Annotated in this window: 16 protein-coding genes; 3 read left to right on the top strand and 13 right to left on the bottom strand. The window is 71.1% G+C overall.

What is annotated here, in order from left to right; translation table 11 throughout:
• Window positions 1-6: 6 nt before the first annotated feature.
• Window positions 7-822, top strand: a complete 816-nt coding sequence (locus OO71_RS21625; RefSeq protein WP_033291652.1) for a serine hydrolase domain-containing protein — start codon at window positions 7-9, stop codon at window positions 820-822.
• A 3-nt stretch (window positions 823-825) separates the two neighbouring features.
• Here OO71_RS21625 and OO71_RS21620 read toward each other — a convergent pair whose 3' ends face one another.
• From OO71_RS21620 to OO71_RS21595, 7 genes are all read right to left on the bottom strand, one after another.
• A complete protein-coding gene (locus OO71_RS21620; protein WP_084145117.1) occupies window positions 826-1,719 on the bottom strand; it encodes a shikimate dehydrogenase in 894 nt (297 codons plus the stop codon).
• Window positions 1,667-3,094 carry an endolytic transglycosylase MltG gene (mltG, locus tag OO71_RS50945; RefSeq protein WP_211260573.1) on the bottom strand — a complete coding sequence of 476 codons (1,428 nt, stop codon included), beginning with the start codon at window positions 3,092-3,094 and terminating at the stop codon, window positions 1,667-1,669. The genes OO71_RS21620 and mltG overlap by 53 nt, the downstream gene beginning before the upstream one ends.
• Before the next feature lie 389 nt (window positions 3,095-3,483).
• The gene (locus tag OO71_RS51665; RefSeq protein ID WP_156096456.1) at window positions 3,484-3,636 is read right to left on the bottom strand and encodes a hypothetical protein; all 153 of its coding nucleotides are present in this window, start codon (window positions 3,634-3,636) and stop codon (window positions 3,484-3,486) included.
• A gap of 111 nt (window positions 3,637-3,747) precedes the next feature.
• Window positions 3,748-4,248: a Holliday junction resolvase RuvX gene (gene ruvX / locus OO71_RS21610; protein ID WP_033291649.1), complete on the bottom strand. Its 501-nt coding sequence runs from the start codon at window positions 4,246-4,248 to the stop codon at window positions 3,748-3,750.
• Window positions 4,238-6,901 (bottom strand): alanine--tRNA ligase, encoded by a 2,664-nt coding sequence (alaS, locus tag OO71_RS21605; RefSeq protein ID WP_033291648.1) that lies wholly within the window; start codon window positions 6,899-6,901, stop codon window positions 4,238-4,240. The genes ruvX and alaS overlap by 11 nt, the downstream gene beginning before the upstream one ends.
• Window positions 6,902-6,982: 81 nt before the next feature.
• A complete protein-coding gene (locus tag OO71_RS21600) occupies window positions 6,983-7,285 on the bottom strand; it encodes a hypothetical protein (RefSeq protein WP_033291647.1) in 303 nt (100 codons plus the stop codon).
• Window positions 7,282-7,665, bottom strand: a complete 384-nt coding sequence (locus OO71_RS21595; RefSeq protein WP_033291646.1) for a DUF948 domain-containing protein — start codon at window positions 7,663-7,665, stop codon at window positions 7,282-7,284. Before OO71_RS21595 ends, OO71_RS21600 begins: the two co-directional genes overlap by 4 nt.
• Before the next feature lie 154 nt (window positions 7,666-7,819).
• Here OO71_RS21595 and OO71_RS21590 point away from each other — a divergent pair, with 154 nt between their 5' ends.
• Complete coding sequence (locus OO71_RS21590) at window positions 7,820-8,725, top strand: hypothetical protein (protein WP_033291645.1); 906 nt, start codon at window positions 7,820-7,822, stop codon at window positions 8,723-8,725.
• 281 nt (window positions 8,726-9,006) lie between these two features.
• Here OO71_RS21590 and OO71_RS21585 read toward each other — a convergent pair whose 3' ends face one another.
• Window positions 9,007-9,555, bottom strand: coding sequence for a cupin domain-containing protein (locus tag OO71_RS21585; RefSeq protein WP_084145127.1), 549 nt, complete (start codon window positions 9,553-9,555; stop codon window positions 9,007-9,009).
• 110 nt (window positions 9,556-9,665) lie between these two features.
• The gene (locus OO71_RS21580) at window positions 9,666-11,042 is read right to left on the bottom strand and encodes a replication-associated recombination protein A (protein WP_033291644.1); all 1,377 of its coding nucleotides are present in this window, start codon (window positions 11,040-11,042) and stop codon (window positions 9,666-9,668) included.
• Between the two features lie 71 nt (window positions 11,043-11,113).
• On the opposite strand from OO71_RS21580, the gene OO71_RS21575 reads away from it, so the two are divergent.
• Window positions 11,114-11,869 (top strand): metallophosphoesterase family protein, encoded by a 756-nt coding sequence (locus OO71_RS21575; RefSeq protein ID WP_033291643.1) that lies wholly within the window; start codon window positions 11,114-11,116, stop codon window positions 11,867-11,869.
• Here the strand turns inward: OO71_RS21575 and OO71_RS21570 are convergent.
• From OO71_RS21570 to aspS, 4 genes are all read right to left on the bottom strand, one after another.
• Window positions 11,835-12,677 (bottom strand): SGNH/GDSL hydrolase family protein, encoded by an 843-nt coding sequence (locus tag OO71_RS21570; RefSeq protein WP_033291710.1) that lies wholly within the window; start codon window positions 12,675-12,677, stop codon window positions 11,835-11,837. The genes OO71_RS21575 and OO71_RS21570 overlap by 35 nt on opposite strands.
• 225 nt (window positions 12,678-12,902) lie before the next feature.
• Complete coding sequence (locus tag OO71_RS21565; protein ID WP_033291642.1) at window positions 12,903-14,090, bottom strand: hypothetical protein; 1,188 nt, start codon at window positions 14,088-14,090, stop codon at window positions 12,903-12,905.
• A 67-nt stretch (window positions 14,091-14,157) separates the two neighbouring features.
• Window positions 14,158-15,099 carry a DUF389 domain-containing protein gene (locus OO71_RS21560; protein WP_033291641.1) on the bottom strand — a complete coding sequence of 314 codons (942 nt, stop codon included), beginning with the start codon at window positions 15,097-15,099 and terminating at the stop codon, window positions 14,158-14,160.
• Complete coding sequence (gene aspS, locus OO71_RS21555; RefSeq protein ID WP_033291640.1) at window positions 15,100-16,872, bottom strand: aspartate--tRNA ligase; 1,773 nt, start codon at window positions 16,870-16,872, stop codon at window positions 15,100-15,102.
• Window positions 16,873-17,277: the final 405 nt, after the last annotated feature.

The following is a 17,277-nucleotide window of genomic DNA, read 5'->3' as shown; positions in this document are numbered from 1 at the left end:
GACGGCATGGAGAGCCTGCGCCTGATCGACGAATGGCCGGTGGACAACGCTGCCGCCGGGGTGGTGTCCGCCTCCGGCGAGGTCCGCGGACGGCACGGGGACGCTGACCGGCCGTTCCGGCTGGCGTCGGTCACCAAGCTGCTCACGGCGTACACGGCGCACGTCGCGGTGGAGGAAGGCGTCGTCGAGCTGGACACGCCCGCCGGTCCCGAAGGGTCCACCGTCGCGCATCTGCTCGCGCACACGTCCGGGCTCGCCTTCGACGCCCACAAGGCGATGGCCCGGCCCGGCACCCGGCGGCTGTACTCCAACGCCGGGTTCGAGGAGCTGGCGGACACGCTGGCCGAACACTCCGACATCGATTTCGCCACGTACCAGCGGGAAGCGCTGCTGGCGCCGCTCGGGATGACGGCCACGCGGCTCGACGGGTCCCCCGCCTCCGGCGCCGTGTCCACATTGGACGATCTGCTGCGGTTTGCCGCCGAACTGCAGTCTCCCAAGCTGCTCGCGCCGGAAACCGTCAACGCCGCCACCGAGGTCGCTTTCCCCGGCTTGAACGGCGTGTTACCCGGATTCGGCCACCAGAAGCCCAATGACTGGGGGCTCGGGTTCGAGCTGCGGGACCACAAGAGTCCACATTGGACGGGTGCGAAGAGCTCGCCGCGGACGTTCGGCCACTTCGGGCAGTCCGGCACCTTCCTGTGGGTCGACCCGGATGTCGGCTTCGCTTGTGTCGCGCTCGCGGACCGCTCGTTCGGGCCGTGGGCCGCAGAAGTGTGGCCGCCGTTCACGGACGCCGTGCTGGGCGAGCTCGCCGGGTAACAGTCAGATCGGCAGTGGAAGGATATTCCCCGTTGCCGCGCGCAGAGCGTCCCGCATTGCTGCGCGCGGCGCAGGCTGTCCGGTGAACTGCTCTGCCTGGCCGAAAGCCTGGTGCAGCAACATGTCCAGCCCCGTCGCAAGCCCGCCGCCGCGCCGGTCCACTGCCTCGGCGAGGGGCGTCGGCCAGGGGTGGTAGATCACGTCGAGCACGCTGCCGATCCGGGAAAGCTCCGCGACGTGCGGCACGACCGCGTCCGGCGGCACCGTGTTCACCAGCACCGCCGCGCGGCCGGCCAGGTCCGCGAAGCCCACTTCGGACCATCGCAGCACCTCCACGGCCAGCCCCGCCCGCTTGGCCGCGTCCACAGTTTCCGTTGCCCGCGCCGGTTCTCGCACCACCAAAGACACCGTCGTGACGCCCAGGGCAGCCAAGCCGACCACCGCGGCAGCAGCCGTCCCACCGGCGCCCAGGACCACCGCCTGGTCCCCCGCGGTGTAACCGCCAGCTGCCTGCAAAGCACCGGTCACGCCGTCGACGTCCGTGCAGTCGGCGAGCCAGCCACCACCCTGGCGTACCAAGGTGTTCGCCGCGCCGACCGCCGCTGCCCTCGGCGTGACCTCGCTGGCGTGCTCGAGCGCGCGCCGCTTGCCGGGCATGGTGACCGACAGGCCGACCCATTCCGGGCCGAGACCGTCCACGAAACCCGGCAGCTCGTCCGCGTCTGTCTCGAAGCGGTCGTACGTCCAGCCGTCCAGGCCCAGTGCCGCGAACGCCGCACGGTGCAGCACCGGTGACAGCGAATGCGCCACCGGCTTGCCCAGCACTGCGGCGCGGCGCGGGCCGTCAGTAGACGCCACGGGACTGCGCCAGGCGCTTGTTGTCGTTGTGCTCGTCATTCGTGACCGCGAAGCACGAATGACCGTCCTTCTCGCACTTCACGAAGAAGATCCAAGCACCCGCGGCCGGGTCGAGCGCCGCCTTGATCGCCTCCGAGCTGGGGACCGCGATCGGGGTCGGCGGCAGGGCCGGGATGGAGTACGTGTTGTAGGGCCCGGCTTTCTCGCGGTCTTCGGGCTTGGTGAGCAGCGTCGGACGGTCGAGCACGTAGTTCACCGTCGAGTCCAGCTGCAGCTTGGTGTGCTGCGCGAGCCGGTTGTAGATGACCCGCGAGATCTTGCCGAAGTCCGGTTTGATCGCCTCGCGCTCGATCAGCGACGCGATGATCAGCGTCTGGTACGGCGTCATCCCCGGCCCGGTGTTCTGCGCGCCGAGCCCGGCCGCCTGCATCGCATCGGCGGACTGTTTCACCAGGTAGGTGATCAGCTCCGTCGCGGACCAGCCGGGTTTCACGTCGTACACGCCCGGCGCGATCAGGCCTTCGAGCCGTTTGTCCTTGCTGAGCGCCTTGCCCGCGTCGCCGAGCGCCCATTCGGGGGCGCCGAGCGCCTTGAGGTCGGCGTCGGCGACTGTCTTGCGCAGCTCCTCCACCGGCAGGCACGTGCTCTTCCCGTTCACCGTCGCGCAGGACGCCTTCGACATCAGGCTGAACACCCCCGGCGTCACCTTGCCGCCGGGTTGCGTGATGTCGTCGAACTGCGTGTACGGACGGATCTCCAGCCGCCCGACGCGGGCCGGCGCCGACGTGATCAGCTCGACCGCGCTCTCCCCCGACATGTGCTGCCGCATCAGGTAATACCCCTGCTGGATGCGGCTGAGCGCGATGTTTTCGGCGCCTGCCTTGACGAACGCCCGAGAACTCGCGACGACCCCGGCGTCGGTGAGCTTCGCGCCGATCGCGGACGTCGTGTCGCCGTCCTCGACCTGCACGAGCGCGTCACCCTGGCCGGAGCCGTCGAAATCCGCGTACCCGAAGATCTTCTGGTACCCGAACCACGCGCCACCGGCAAGCAGCGCCAGTACCACCACCGCCGCGATCCAGCCGAATGCCCGTTTGCGCTTCTTGCGGGGCCGCTTCGCGGGTGGCTCGTCGACCGGTTCTTCCTCCGGTTCGGCGTAGTCGTCGTCCTCGTAGTCGTCGTATTCGTACTCGGGGTCGTACTCGGGATCGTGCTCGTCGAAGAGGTCGTCGATCGGCTCCTCGGCGGGCACGGCGGGGATCACGTCGGTGGGCTGCTCGACCGGACGGCGCCGCCTCGGCTGCGGCAGGCCCCGGGGATCACGGGGGTCACGGGGGTCACGCGGCATGGAGGCCCCGGCGAACCGCGGGTCCCGGGGCATCGAACCGTCGGCGAAGCGGGGATCCGGCGGCATCGAACCGTCCGGCGGCGGGACGGGCGCGCGCGGCGGTACCTCGGGTGCCCGGCGGCCACCCGGCTCCTCGGCGTCCTCGCGACGGCGACGGCGGCCCGAGGGCGGGGGTTCGGCCGGTTCGGGACGGCGACGGCGGCCACCCGGCTCGTCCTCCGGCGCAATCCGGCGCGGACGGGCTCGCGGGAGGTCGTCGGCAGCATGGGGCGGGAGGTCCCACCCCGACTCCGAAATCCGCGAACGCTGCGGACGTTCGGGCGGCGTCTCACGGCGGCGACGGCGGCCGGGTGCTCCCTCAGCCGCCTGCCGTGCACTTTCCGGCGCGTCTTCACCGGCCGGAGCGCGGCGAGCGGCGGGCCGGGGTGCGCCGTCTGCCGAACGGCGACCACCGGTTACGGGTCCACGCGGTGCTTCCCCGGCTGCTCGGCGTGCGGCGGCCCCTTCGTCAGGCCGTCGAGCTGCGCGAGCCGGTCCGTCACCGCGGGCACGGCGAGGCGCGCCTTCGCCGGATCGGGGTCCTTCGTCGCCCGGGGGCGGCAGACCACGGCCGGGCGCTGCGGGAGGTTCGGTGCCGGGCTCGCGGGCCCGGCGGCGCCCGCGAGGGGCGTCCGGGTCGCGCAGCCGGCGGCGGCCGCCCGGGATTTCGGGGCCGTCGGTCATGAATCGCCTTTCCGGGCGCGGTGCGCGGCGGCGGCGTCGAGCCAGGCTTGCAGGATCTCGACCGCCGCGGCCTGGTCCACCACGGCGCGCTGCTTGCGTCCCTTGACCCCCCGCTGGGACAGCATTCGCGACGCGGTGACCGTCGTCAACCTTTCGTCGGCCAGCCGGACCGGCACGTCCCCCACGCGCCCGGCAAGCTTTTCCGCATACGCGACAGCCAGTTCCGCGGCCGCGCCCTGCCGGTTCGCCAGCGTCCTCGGCAAGCCCACGATCACCTCGACCACCTCGTGTTCGGTGACGAGATCGGCAAGCCGGTCGAGATCGCTGTCGTCCTTCGCATCACGGGAGAGGGTAACGAGCGGGCTCGCGAGGACCGGGGCGGGATCGCTCAGTGCGACCCCGACCCGGACAGATCCGACGTCGACCGCGAGCCGCCTGCCGCGCCCCGGATCGGACTCCCCGGGCCGATCCGGGCCCCTCCCGGGTCTAGCGGCCAACGTTCGCGACCGCCGCGCGCAGCGCCGTGACGGCCTGCTCCGCGCCGGCCGGGTCGGTACCGCCGCCCTGGGCCATGTCCGGCTTGCCGCCGCCGCGTCCGCCGATCGCCCCGGCGAACGACGGCACGAGCTTGCCCGCGGCCAGTCCCTTGTCCCGCGCCGCCGCGGTGGTCGCGACCACGAAGGCGACCTTCTCGCCCGCCGGCGCGAACAACGCCACCACCCCGGCCCGGTCGCCGAGACGGCCGCGGATGTCCGACGCGAGCGCGCGCAGGCCGTTGCCGTCGACGTCCGGCACGACCTCGGCCACCACCGACACCCCGGCGACGTCCTGCGCCTTGTCCGCCAGCGCACCGGCCGAGCCGAGCACCTGCTGCGTGCGCAGCTGCTCGATCTCCTTCTCCGCGTTCTTCAGCCGCGTGAGGACGTCCTCGATCCGCGACGGCAGCTCCTCGGACGGCACCTTGAACGTGGTCGCCAGCTGCGACACGAGCAGCTGTTCCTTGCGCACGTGCTTCAGCGCGTCCGGCCCGACCAGCGCCTCGACGCGGTGCACACCGGACCCCACGGACGCGTCCGACACCAGCTTCACGAGCCCGAGCTGGCCGATCCGGTCGACGTGGGTACCACCGCACAGCTCGCGCGAGTACTCGCCCATGTCGACGACGCGCACGTCGTTGCCGTACTTCTCGCCGAACAGCGCGACCGCGCCCAGCTCCAGCGCCTTGTCCTTGGTGGTGGTGTAGCTCTGCACCTCGACGTCGGTCTGCAGGTAGTCGTTCACTTCCTGCTCGACCTCGGTGAGGATGTCCGCGGACACCGCACCCGGCGTGGTGAAGTCGAACCGCATGCGGCCCGGCGCGTTGAGCGAACCGGCCTGCGCCGCGCGCTTGCCGTACGCGCCGCGCACCGCCGCGTGCACGAGGTGCGTGGCCGAGTGCGAACGCTCGATCGAGAGCCGCCGGATCGCGTCCACCGACCCGGTGAGCTGCGTGTCCAGCCCGACCTCGCCCGCCGTGACCTCGACGCGGTGGACGAACAGCCCCGGCACGATCTTCTGCACGTCGAGCACCTTCAGCTCGACGCCGTCGCCGACCAGCACGCCGGTGTCGGCGATCTGGCCACCGCTTTCGGCGTAGAACGGCGTGCGGTCGAGGACCAGCTCCGCCTTGTGGCCCGCGGCGACGCTGCGCACCGGCAGGCCGTCTTCGAGCAGGCCGACGACCTTCGCGTTCGCCTGCAGCTCGGTGTAGCCGAGGAACTCGGTTTCGCCGTGCTGTTCCAGCAGCTTGCGGTACTCCGACAGGTCGCCGTGGCCGCTCTTGCGGGCCGCCGCGTCCGCCTTCGCGCGCTTGCGCTGCTCCTCCATGAGGGTGCGGAAGCCGTCCTCGTCGACGGACAGGCCCTGCTCGGCCGCCATTTCGAGGGTGAGGTCGATCGGGAAGCCGTACGTGTCGTGCAGCTGGAACGCCTTGTCCCCGGCCAGCACGTCGCCACCGCCCTGCTTGGTCTCGGCCGCGGCCAGGTCGAAGATGCGCGAACCGCTGGTGAGAGTGGCCAGGAAGGCTTCCTCCTCGACGCGCACGACCTCGGAGATCCGCTCGAACCCGCTGACCAGCTCGGGGTACGTCGGGCCCATCGTGTCGCGCACGACCTTCGCGAACTCCTGCAGCACCGGCTCCTGCACGCCGAGCAGCCGCGTGGACCGCACGATGCGGCGAAGCAGGCGGCGCAGCACGTACCCGCGGCCGTCGTTGCCCGGGGTGACGCCGTCGCCGATCAGCAGCACGCCGGTGCGCGCGTGGTCGGCGATGACGCGGAAGCGCACGTCGTCGGCGTGGTTGGCGCCGTAGTGGCGGCCGGAGAACTCCTCGGCGCGGCCGATGACCGGGCGCACCAGGTCGGTCTCGTACACGTTCTCGACGCCCTGCAGGATCGTCGCCACGCGCTCGACGCCCATGCCGGTGTCGATGTTCTTCTTCGGCAGCTCGCCGATCGGCGGGTGGCCCTGCTTCGGGCTCTTCTCACCGCGGACGTCCTGCATGAAGACGAGGTTCCAGATCTCGATGTACCGGTCCTCGTCCGCGACCGGGCCACCCTCGCGGCCGTACGCCGGGCCGCGGTCGTAGTAGATCTCCGAGCACGGGCCGCCGGGACCGGGCACGCCCATGTCCCAGTAGTTGTCCTTGCCGTCGCGCGCCTGGATCCGCTCCGACGGGAGGCCGGTGATCTTGCGCCACAGGCCCGCCGCTTCGCTGTCCTGCTCGTAGACGGTGGCCCAGATGCGGTCCGGGTCGAGGCCGTAGCCGCCCTCGTCCTGGGACTTCGTGACCAGCTCCCAGGCGTTCTCGATCGCGCCTTCCTTGAAGTAGTCGCCGAACGAGAAGTTGCCCGCCATCTGGAAGAACGTGTTGTGCCGGGTGGTCTTGCCGACCTCGTCGATGTCCGGCGTGCGCACGCACTTCTGCACGCTGGTCGCGCGCGGGTACGGCGGCGGCGCCTCGCCGAGGAAGTACGGCTTGAACTGCACCATGCCGGCGTTGACGAAGAGCAGGTTCGGGTCGTCGAGGATCAGCGGCGCACTCGGCACGCGCGTGTGGCCGCGGCTTTCGAAGTGGCGCAGGAAACGGTCGGTGATCTCGTGTGTGTCCACGGGTGTCGTCCTTGTGCTGGGTCCGGCGCACGGCCGGGTGGGAAAGGGAACGGACGGAGGCGGCGGAAGGCGCGCGCGGGTTCAGCCCTCCGCCCGGCGTGCTCGCCGGACGGGGCGACGCGCGGCGTGCCGGCCCGCGCCCGAAGGCGGCGCGGTGAACCCGGTCCGTTCCTCGACCATGTCGTGCAGCTCCTGTTCCCGTTCGCTCATCCCGGCGCGCACCTCGGCGCCGAACGAACCGACGGCGCCCGCGAGTTCCCGCACGGCGTCGCCCAGATTCGATGCTAACCCGGCCGGAGTGGCCTGACGAGCGGTTTCGCTCGCCTTGCGGCTGAGCGCGACCCCGGCGACGACGCCGACCCCGAGCCAGAACAGGCGCTTCACTTCTTCCTCCGGCGGGCCTTCTCGTCCTGCTTCTTGCGGCGGGCGCGGATGGCCTTGCTGATGCCGTACGACAGCGCGGCGGTCTTCACCAGCGGCCCGCCGAGCGTCGCGGTGAACACCGACGACAGCGCGGAGACGTTGCCGGTGACGGCCTGCGCGTTCGCGGTGATCCCGTCGACCCGCTCGAGCTGGGTGTTGACGTGCGTGATCGTCTCGTTGGCGCCGATCAGGATCGGGTCGCTGTTCTCGTGCGCCTTGCGGATCGCGATCGTCGCCTCGTCCAGCGTCCGGCCGAGCTTGAGCAGCGGGATCGCCAGCAGCAAGACCAGCAGTACGAATGCTCCTGCGGCGATCAGCGCGGCGATCTGCCCTGCCGACACGGGCCCTCCTCGGGGGTGCGGTTTTTCGGTGGGTGTGAGGTTACCGCCTGGCCTGCGCTTCGGCGGGGACCCCCCGCTGTCGATCGTCACCCAGCGCAGCCGCCCTTGCGGAAAACCGTTCGCGGGCCCGGCGCGGCGCTGCTATCACCGGAGGATGGAGTCCTCGAACGGCCACGGACCGTTGCCGCGCGTGCTCGCCGGGCCGGGCGGCGCCGCGGCCGACGTGCTCGCCGAACTGCCCGGCGCCGACCTCACCACGCTGCAACTCGAAGTCGCCCGGCGGCGGGCGGAGAAACTGCGCGCGCCGGACGTCCTGCGCCGCTATCGAGCCGACCGGTTCACCTCGCCCGCGCCGCTGGCGTTCGAAACGCTCAGGCAGATCGAGGACACTCTGCTTTCCGCAACGCCACCGGAGTTCGACCGCGTCCAGCTCTCGCCGGTGACACCGCTCGGTACGCATTCCGCTGTGGCCGGGCTGGCGCAGCACCGCGTGGTACCGACCGGACGCGGCACCGAGGTCGCAGCCGACCCGACGAACGGGCTCGCCCTCGAAGCCGCGATCCGCCGCGACGGCCCGGACCCGGTGCGGCTCGCGACGGTGCAACGGGTGGTGCGGGCGCAACGTCCGCCGGGGCCGGGTTTTTACGCGCACTTCTCGCTCTTCGCGGCGGTGTCCGCGGGACGCGACCGCGGCGGGCTGGCATTCGAGCGGGCTCATCTGGTGGAGCACGTGCGGTTCTTGACTGCCGCGGTGCGGGCCGCCGGTGCCCGCTCGAGCGGGGTCGAACTGACCACTTTGGACAGTCAGTTCGCCGGTTTTGCCGCGGACTTGCAGGAAGCGCTGCCGGACGTGCCCGTTTCTCCGGACCCGGACCGGCCCGGTGGCCGCGACTACTACACCGGCCTGTGCTTCACGATCACGGCCGACTTCGGCTCCGGCCCGGCCGCCGTGGGCGACGGCGGTTTCACGCCCTGGACCGCGCGGCTGCTGGGCAATGCGAAGGAACGGCTGCTGATTTCCGGCATCGGGGTGGACCGGCTGGCTACGCTCCGGGCTTGACTGCTCCGTGGCACCGCGCGGCCATTCCACCCTCACCGGAGCCCGCTTCGACGGCAGCCCGCGCGCGGCCACTGCACCAGGCCAAGGCAGCTGATCACGGACCGGCCAGGCCCAGCGCCCCCCGTTCCTTGAAGCATCTTGGTGTCCAGCCCCCGGCCACACACCCCAATGTGGCATTGGGTGCATCCCACGCAACCAATGCCACATTGGGTGCGTCACATGCACCCAATGCCACATTGGGGTTCTTTCCGGGGCCCCGGCGACCGCTCGGGGTTCGGGCCTCAGCGGCTCAGGACCGGCCAAGTACCACTACGCCCGGCGACCAGCGTCTCGAAGTCCGGGAAATCCGTCGTCACCACGGGAGCCGGTGGAACAGCCCCGGCGGCCGCGGCGGGATGGCGGACCCGGATCGTCACGTGGTCCGGGCGGAGGCCGCCGTCGTGCCAGTGGCGGGTGTGGGCCGGGATGGTGAGGAGGTCGCCGGGTTCGCACAGGACTGCGTGGACCTCCCGGCCGGTGTGCAGGTACCAGACTGCCGACCCCTGCACGAAGAACCGGTCCTCGGCGCCGTTCGCGCTGCGTTCGGCCAGTCCGGGTTCGCCGGTGAGCACGTCGACGGCGTGGTAGCCCGGGCCGGTGATGCGGGCGTCGATGCGGTCCTGGTAGCTCGCGAGCACGCCGGGCTCGCTCGTCTCCCCCGCGCCGGACAGCGGCCAGCGCGCGAAACCCGCGCCAATGCGGGCGAGCTCGGCCGTGATCGCGGCCGTGTCCTCGGTGCGCAGCAGGACGTGGCCGGGCCGGTCGTCGGGCCACACGGTCAGCAGCGTCATCGCCACCCCCTCTCCTCGAGGGGATCAACCGGCCCGCCTCCCGGTTGTTCCCCCACAAGCCGTTATACGGAAGAAAGTGGCGACGTTCACGCCGGTTCCGGTGACCGGGATCAACCTCCTCCCCGGATGGTGCGGCGCAGCCGCGGCACCCGCTCGGCCAGCGGACGTTCGCCGCCGCGCTGGGTGGGCTCGTAGTAGTCGCGGCCGACCAGCTCGTCCGGCGGGTACTGCTGCGCCAGCACGCCCTCCGGGACGTTGTGCGGGTACCGGTATCCCTGGGCGTTGCCGAGCTGCTTCGCCCCCGCGTAATGGCCGTCGCGCAGGTGCGCCGGAACTGTGCCCGCTTTGCCCGCGCGGACGTCCGCAAGGGCCGCGTCGATGGCCGTGACCACGGCGTTCGACTTCGGCGCGGTGGCCAGGTGGATGGTCGCCTGCGCGAGCGCCAGCCGCCCTTCGGGCATGCCGATGAACTGCACCGCGTGCGCCGCCGCCACCGCCGCCTGCAGCGCCGTGGGATCGGCAAGGCCGACGTCCTCGCTCGCGTGCACCACCAGCCGCCGTGCGAGGAACCGCGGGTCCTCCCCTGCCTCGATCATCCGCGCGAGGTAGTGCAGGGCCGCGTCGACGTCCGAGCCGCGGATCGACTTGATGAACGCGCTGATCACGTCGTAGTGCTGGTCGCCGTCGCGGTCGTAGCGGACCGCCGCCTTGTCCACTGTGGACTCGACGATCGCGAGACCGATCGTCTTGTGCTCGGTGGCCGAGGCCGCGTCGGCCGCCGCTTCCAGCGCGGTGAGCGCCCGCCGCGCGTCGCCGCCGGCCAGCCGGACGAGGTGGGCCTGCGCGTCCTCGGTGAGCTTGAGCTCGCCCGCGAGACCGCGTTCATCGGCGAGCGCCCGCTCCAGGACGGCCACGATGTCGTCGTCGGTGAGCGAGCGCAGCTGCAGCACCAGCGACCGCGACAGCAGCGGCGACACCACCGAGAACGACGGGTTTTCCGTGGTCGCGGCCACCAGCAGCACCGTGCGGTCTTCCACCGCGCCCAGCAGCGCGTCCTGCTGCGTCTTGGAGAACCGGTGCACCTCGTCGATGAACAGGACCGTGTTCTCGGCGTTGTACTGCCTGCGGCGGCGTGCCTCCTCGATGACGCCGCGTACCTCCTTGACCCCGGCCGACAGCGCGGACATCGCAACGAACCGGCGCCCGGTGGCGACGGACACCAGGTTGGCCAGCGTCGTCTTCCCGGTGCCCGGCGGGCCGTAGAGCAGCACGGATGCCGGCGCGGCCCCCTCGACCAGACGGCGCAGCGGGGCCCCTTCCCGCAGCAGGTGCTGCTGCCCGACCACCTCGTCGAGCGTGCGCGGCCGCATCCGCACCGCGAGCGGCGAGCTCGCTGGGTCGGCCTGCGGTTCGGCGGTGTTCGCCCCGGTGGGTTCCGGCGGCGGCCCCAGGTCGGGGTTCACCGTGAAGAGTTCGTCCTGTGCCACATCGACGACCGTAACCGACCACCCCGACAATCCCGCTCGCCCGGCCCCGCGGACGAGGGCAGACTGGGCCGATGGCGTCCTCGGTCGCGGTCCTCTCCGACATCCACGGTGTGCTTCCCGCCCTCGACGCGGTACTCGCCGAACCCGACGTGCTCGCCGCCGACGCGGTCGTGCTGTGCGGCGATCTGGCCGCCGGGCCACTGCCGCGGCAGACCCTCGACCGGCTCGTCTCCCTCGGCGACCGCGCAGTCTGGATCCGCGGCAACGCCGACCGGGAGCTCGTCACGCTCGCCGGCGGCGGTGACACGAAGATCCCGGACCCGATCGCCCCGTGGGCGGCGGATCAGCTGCGCCCGGACCAGGTCGAGCTGCTGTCCGGTCTTCCGCTGTCGGCGACGCTGGAGATCGACGGCCTCGGTGAAGTCCTGTTCTGCCACGCCACTCCGCGCGACGACGAGGAGGTCGTGCTCGTCGACAGCCCGCTCACGCGCTGGGCCGAGGTCCTGGACGGGGTCACCGCGGAAACCGTGACCTGCGGCCACACGCACATGCCGTTCCTCCGCTTGGCCGACCGGCGCCGGATCGTCAACCCGGGTAGCGTCGGAATGCCTTACGGCACAACAGGTGCGCACTGGGCACGGCTCGGGCCAGGAGTCGAGCTGCGGAGTACGGCATACGACGTGGAGACCGCCTGCCGACGGCTCATCGAAACCTCGGAGTACCCCGGAATTCGGGACTGGGCCGACTATTTCGTACGAAATCCGGCGTCCGATGCGGAGGCGCTGCGCGTATTCAGCCCACGCGCTCGCGGAACGAACGCCACATGATCACCGCGGCGTAAGGCAGGAACTCCCGCCCGCGGCGCCACAGCCACGGCACGCCTTTCGCGACCAGCCAGCCGAGATGCCCGGCCGTACTCGGCTCGACGCCCCCGGAACACGTGAGCGGCACCGGCTCCGGCACCGCGAAACCGGCCTGGGACAGCAGATCCGTGAACCCGCGCGCCAGCATCCGGTGTCCCAGCTCGGAAGGATGCAGCCGGTCGACGCTCCACGCGGTGAGGTCGTAGGCGCCGGGAAGAGCATCGAGGTCGAGACAGGCAATCCCCTCGGCCTCGACGACGAGGTCAATGGCCGCATTGAGCTCGGCGACGCGCGCGCTCAACGCCCGCTTGAGCGATGGCGGAAGGCGGAAAACCTTGCTGTGGTCGTGAAACCGGACCGGAAGCACGGTGGTCCCGGCGGCGGCAAAGGCGCGGACGACCTCAGTGAGGTCAGCGGCAATTCGCTCGGGATCGAAGTCGGGACGAAGGGTGTCGTTCATGCCGACGACGACGAGCGCAACGTCCGGACGATGAGCGAGAGCAAGGGGCAGCTGCTCGGTGCGAACACAGGCCATCCGAGCGCCGGTGAAGGACGAGTTGAGGTACCCGTCCGGCCTGATCCCCAGCGCTTCGGCGACCAGCGGCCCCACTCCACGCCACCCACCACGCCGGGGCAAGGGGTCACCCAGCCCCACGGCAGTCGAATCGCCCAGCACCGCCAGCCGTTCGGCCAGGCGGAGCCCAGGCGGGCGTTCGGGAACGGGCTGGGCGGGGGTGACTCCGACGCTGATCACGGTCACGCCCATGACCATCGGGCATCGAAGCTCACCCCCGGTGATGATGAGGTAACGCGCCATGGACAGGGCCGGGAACTTCCGGTATTAGCGCAGCCGCGTGCCGGATATGCGGCAATTCGTCCCGGGGTGTTCCGTGAAGGGAACCTTCACGGAATGCAGGTCCGTGAAGGGAACCATGAGGGATCAGCTGGCCTGATGGTTCCCTTCACGGACCTGCGGGCGGTGGGGTGGGTGAGTGCGTCAGCGGAAGGCCGGGTAGTAGGCCAGGTCTGCGTGCGGGCCCAGGCGGGCGGCCAGTGCGGCGGCTACGCGGGTGGAGTGCTCGGCGATTTCGGTCATTCGAACGTACCCAGCATGCCGAGCCAATTCACGCCACCAAGTCACCAACGCAGCTTCCCGGCTGACCGGCGCCGCATGACGACGCAGATCCAACGTCGGCAACAGATCCCGCGTCATACACCAGACGTGCAGCAGCTCACTGAGCGTCAGCTGCTCGGCCAGCACCGCGTCATCCGCGAACGACGGCCACACCTCCACCACCTCAGCCCGCCAGGCGGCAATCATCGCCTCGCTCATCCCGGCCGGTAACGCCAGCGCACCCGGACCGCTCGCGAACGGCAGGCGCAAACACGCCGCATCCACCAACGCAGTGCGGACCCGCCCGCGCTCGAAGTCCAGAAACCGTACCCCTGACCCCGTGACCAGGTTGTTCTCCGATGCCAGCTCCACCGGGCTGAACGCACGGAACGCCGCCGACCGCGCCTGCGCCACAGCTTCCGCCACGCGCCCGTGGACCGCCTCGGGGACAGGCACGTCCAAGAACTCCGCCAGCAGTCCTTCGACCTCACCGGCAAGGCGCGTCAAGCCGCCGTCGTCGTTGCGGACCGGGCCGCCCAGCCGGCGCAGCAGGGCGTTGAAATCGGCCTCCCGGCTGGCGGTGCTCGCGTGCAGCCTGCCGAGCGAACGCGCCCAGGACAGCAGGGCTCGCTCGGCCGCACGGGAATCGCGGGCCATCAGCTTGTCCTGCAGGGTGGGTGCGCGGCCGAGGTCCTCGATCACCAGCACGCGGTGCCCGCCGTCGTGGGCGAGCAGTTCCGGGCACATCCGCTCGTCCGGAGCCAGCGCCGTGAAGAGCTGGTAGCTGACCGCTTCCTGGGCGAACGGGTCGGCCGCACCGGGGTCGGGCGGGTCCGGATAGTGCTTGACCACCAGGGTGCGCGGCAGGGCGAAGGACGACGACACCACTCTGGCCCGTACGACCGTGGCCGGCCCGCTCCCGGCGAGGTGCTCGGGCGAAACCAGCGTGATCGCACTCCCGAAGCGGCGGGAGAGCACCGCCTCCCCCGCCGCGACGGCTGCGGCGACGGCGAGCTCCCCGGCTTCCGCCCGGACTCCCGCGTCCCCGGCGGAGGAGGTGTCGACTGTCATTGTCTCCGACCCTACTCGTGACTCAGCAACCATGACCACCACGTTCGAGGCGACGAGACGCACGTTGTCATCCACGGGAAAGCGGACGTAACAAGGCGGCAGAACGTTGCTTGCGACGGCGAAGGATCAGCACAATGGCGGCAGCAAGAACGATTCCGAAGAGGTTCACCAGCAGCTGCAGAAGCGAAAACCCGGACCGGTCCCAGCGTCCGGCGACGGCCGCGACCATCGCGTACCCGGCGGCGGGCACCGTGGTCACCGAAATGAACACACCGACCAGCGCGGCCGATTTCGCCGACGTCATCGCGAGCATTCCGGCGGCCCCGGCGAGCAACGCGACTACGAACGACGCGGGACCGACCTGGTAGACGAAGTCGACTTCATGATTGTCGACGATCGTCTTCGGGTCGAAGATCCCGGCGGCACTGCCGAGCAGCACGCCTGCCAGCGTGATCACCATCGCGACCGGGAAGCCGGCCACCAGCGCAAGCCCCGCGCGGCGCATCAGGTCACCACGGCGCAGCACTGCGCCGACGGCGAGCGCCGCGAGCGGGCCGAACTCGGGCCCGACCACCATCGCGCCGACCACGGTGACCGGTGAGTCGGTGAGCACGCCGACCGCGGCGAGCAGGCACGCGATGGCCAGGAACGCCTGGAAAGTGGCGTTCCAGCGCGACTCCTCGCCGGTGCGGCCGAGCAGCTCCTGCCAGACGACGGCGTCCGCACCTTCGCCGGGCGCGGCTTCCTCGGCCGCATCGGCAGCGTCGGACAACGCCGTGTCCAGCGCTTCCATCGTGATGCCGCCGGTGCGGTCGAGGCCGAGCATGCAGAGCGCGTCGACGATCTCGTCCGCGGCCTCGCGCGCGACGTCCGCCTCGACGAGATCACCCGCGGGCGCCACGGCGACCCCGCGATGCACGATCAGGTGCGCGGTGCCCGGGTGGGCCTGCAGCGCCGCGAGCGTTTCGTCGGTCTGCTCGGGCGGGCACACCGCCCTGAGGTGCAGCACCTACTTGGCCGGCGCGGCCGGTTTCGCGTCGATCCCGGCCTCCTTGCGCTGCTGCGCGGTGATGGGCGCAGGCGCGGCGGTGAGCGGGTCGTACCCGCCGCCGGTCTTGGGGAACGCGATGACGTCGCGCAGCGAGTCGGCGTGCGCCAGGAGCATCACGATGCGGTCCCAGCCGAACGCGATACCGCCGTGCGGGGGCGCGCCGAACTGGAACGCCTCGAGCAGGAAGCCGAACTTCTCCTGCGCCTCCGCCTCGCCGAGGCCCATCAGCGCGAACACGCGCTTCTGGACGTCCTCGCGGTGGATACGGATCGACCCGCCGCCGATCTCGTTGCCGTTGCACACGAGGTCGTATGCGTAGGCGAGCGCGTTGCCCGGGTCCTGCTCGAACTTGTCGATCCACTCCGGCGTCGGCGAGGTGAACGCGTGGTGCACGGCGGTCCACTTGCCGGAACCGACCGCGACGTCGTCGCCGATGTCCTCGACCGGCGCGAACAGCGGCGCATCGACGACCCAGACGAACGACCAGGCGTTCTCGTCGATCAGCCCGAGCCGGCGGCCGATCTCGTCGCGCGCGGCGCCGAGCAGCGGCTGCGCGGTGGAAACCTTGCCGGCACCGAAGAAGATGCAGTCGCCCGGCTTCGCCCCGGCAGCGGCCGCGACGTTCTCCCGCTCGGTGTCGGACAGGTTCTTCGCGACCGGGCCGCCGAGCGTCCCGTCCTCGTTGACCAGGACGTACGCGAGGCCCTTCGCGCCGCGCTGCTTCGCCCACTCCTGCCAGGCGTCGAGCTGACGGCGCGGCTGGGAGGCGCCGCCGGCCATGACGACCGCGCCGACGTACGGGGCCTGGAACACACGGAACGGCGTGTCCGAGAAGAACTCGGTGAGCTCGGTGATCTCGAGGTCGAAGCGCAGGTCGGGCTTGTCCGAGCCGTATTTCGCCATGGACTCGCGGTAGGTGATCCGCGGGATCGGCGTGGTGATGTCGTGGCCGATCAGCTTCCACAACGCGGTGACGACGTCCTCGCCGACCTTGATCACGTCGTCCTGCTCGACGAAGCTCATCTCGATGTCGAGCTGGGTGAACTCGGGCTGGCGGTCGGCGCGGAAGTCCTCGTCGCGGTAGCAGCGGGCGATCTGGAAGTACCGTTCGAGACCGCCGACCATCAGCAGCTGCTTGAACAGCTGCGGCGACTGCGGGAGCGCGTACCAGGAGCCGGGCTTGAGCCGCGCGGGCACGAGGAAGTCACGCGCGCCTTCGGGGGTGGAGCGGGTCATCGTCGGGGTCTCGACCTCGACGAACTCCTGCGCGTGCAGCACCTCCCGCGCGACCCGGCTGACCTCGCTGCGCAGCCGGATGGCAGCCGCCGGACCGCTACGGCGCAGGTCGAGGTAGCGGTACTTGAGGCGGACCTCTTCGCCGACGTCGACGCGGTCGTCGATGGGGAAGGGCAGCGGCGCGGCCTCGGACAGGACGACCAGTTCGGTCGCGAGCACCTCGATGTCGCCGGTGGGGATGTCGGGGTTCGCGTTGCCCTCGGGCCGCTGCGCCACCTCGCCGGTGACCTGCACGCAGAACTCCGACCGCAGCGCATGCGCACGCTCGGCCATCTCGCCCTCACGGAAGACGACCTGCGCAACCCCGCTGGCATCCCGGAGATCGATGAAGATCACTCCGCCGTGATCGCGCCGCCGAGCCACCCATCCGGTGAGGGTGACGGTCCGACCGGCCTGCCCGGCACGCAAAGTACCGGCTTGATGAGTGCGGAGCACTGCGACTGCTCTCCCTAGGTCCACGGAGTCCGGGTGCGGCGGGCATACGCCTTTTCGCCGAACACAGAGGCTAACGAACCCGGCTGAGGAGGGCGCGACCAGGTTTGACTCCATTGGACCGGTGGCGGCAGTGGTGCCGGTGGACCGGTGGAGCCGGTGGAGCCGGTCAGGTGGCGGGCCGGGTGCGAACAGGCTTGACCCCGGTGCCCGGACGGTGCCACCGAGGCGGCGAGCCGGGCACGAGCAGGCGCGACTCCACGGGCTGGGCGGCGCCGCCGGGTCACTGGGTCGCCGGGGCGGCGGGGCCGGTGCGACCCAGGCTTGATCCCGGCGCTTGGGCAGTACGCCGCGGTGGCGGGCCGGGCACGAGCAGGCTCGACCCCACCGGTTGGGCGGCGTCACCAA

The organism is Amycolatopsis jejuensis, assembly GCF_000717335.1.
Classification (GTDB): Bacteria; Actinomycetota; Actinomycetes; order Mycobacteriales; family Pseudonocardiaceae; genus Amycolatopsis; species Amycolatopsis jejuensis.
This window is presented reverse-complemented; position numbering and strand designations above follow the sequence as displayed.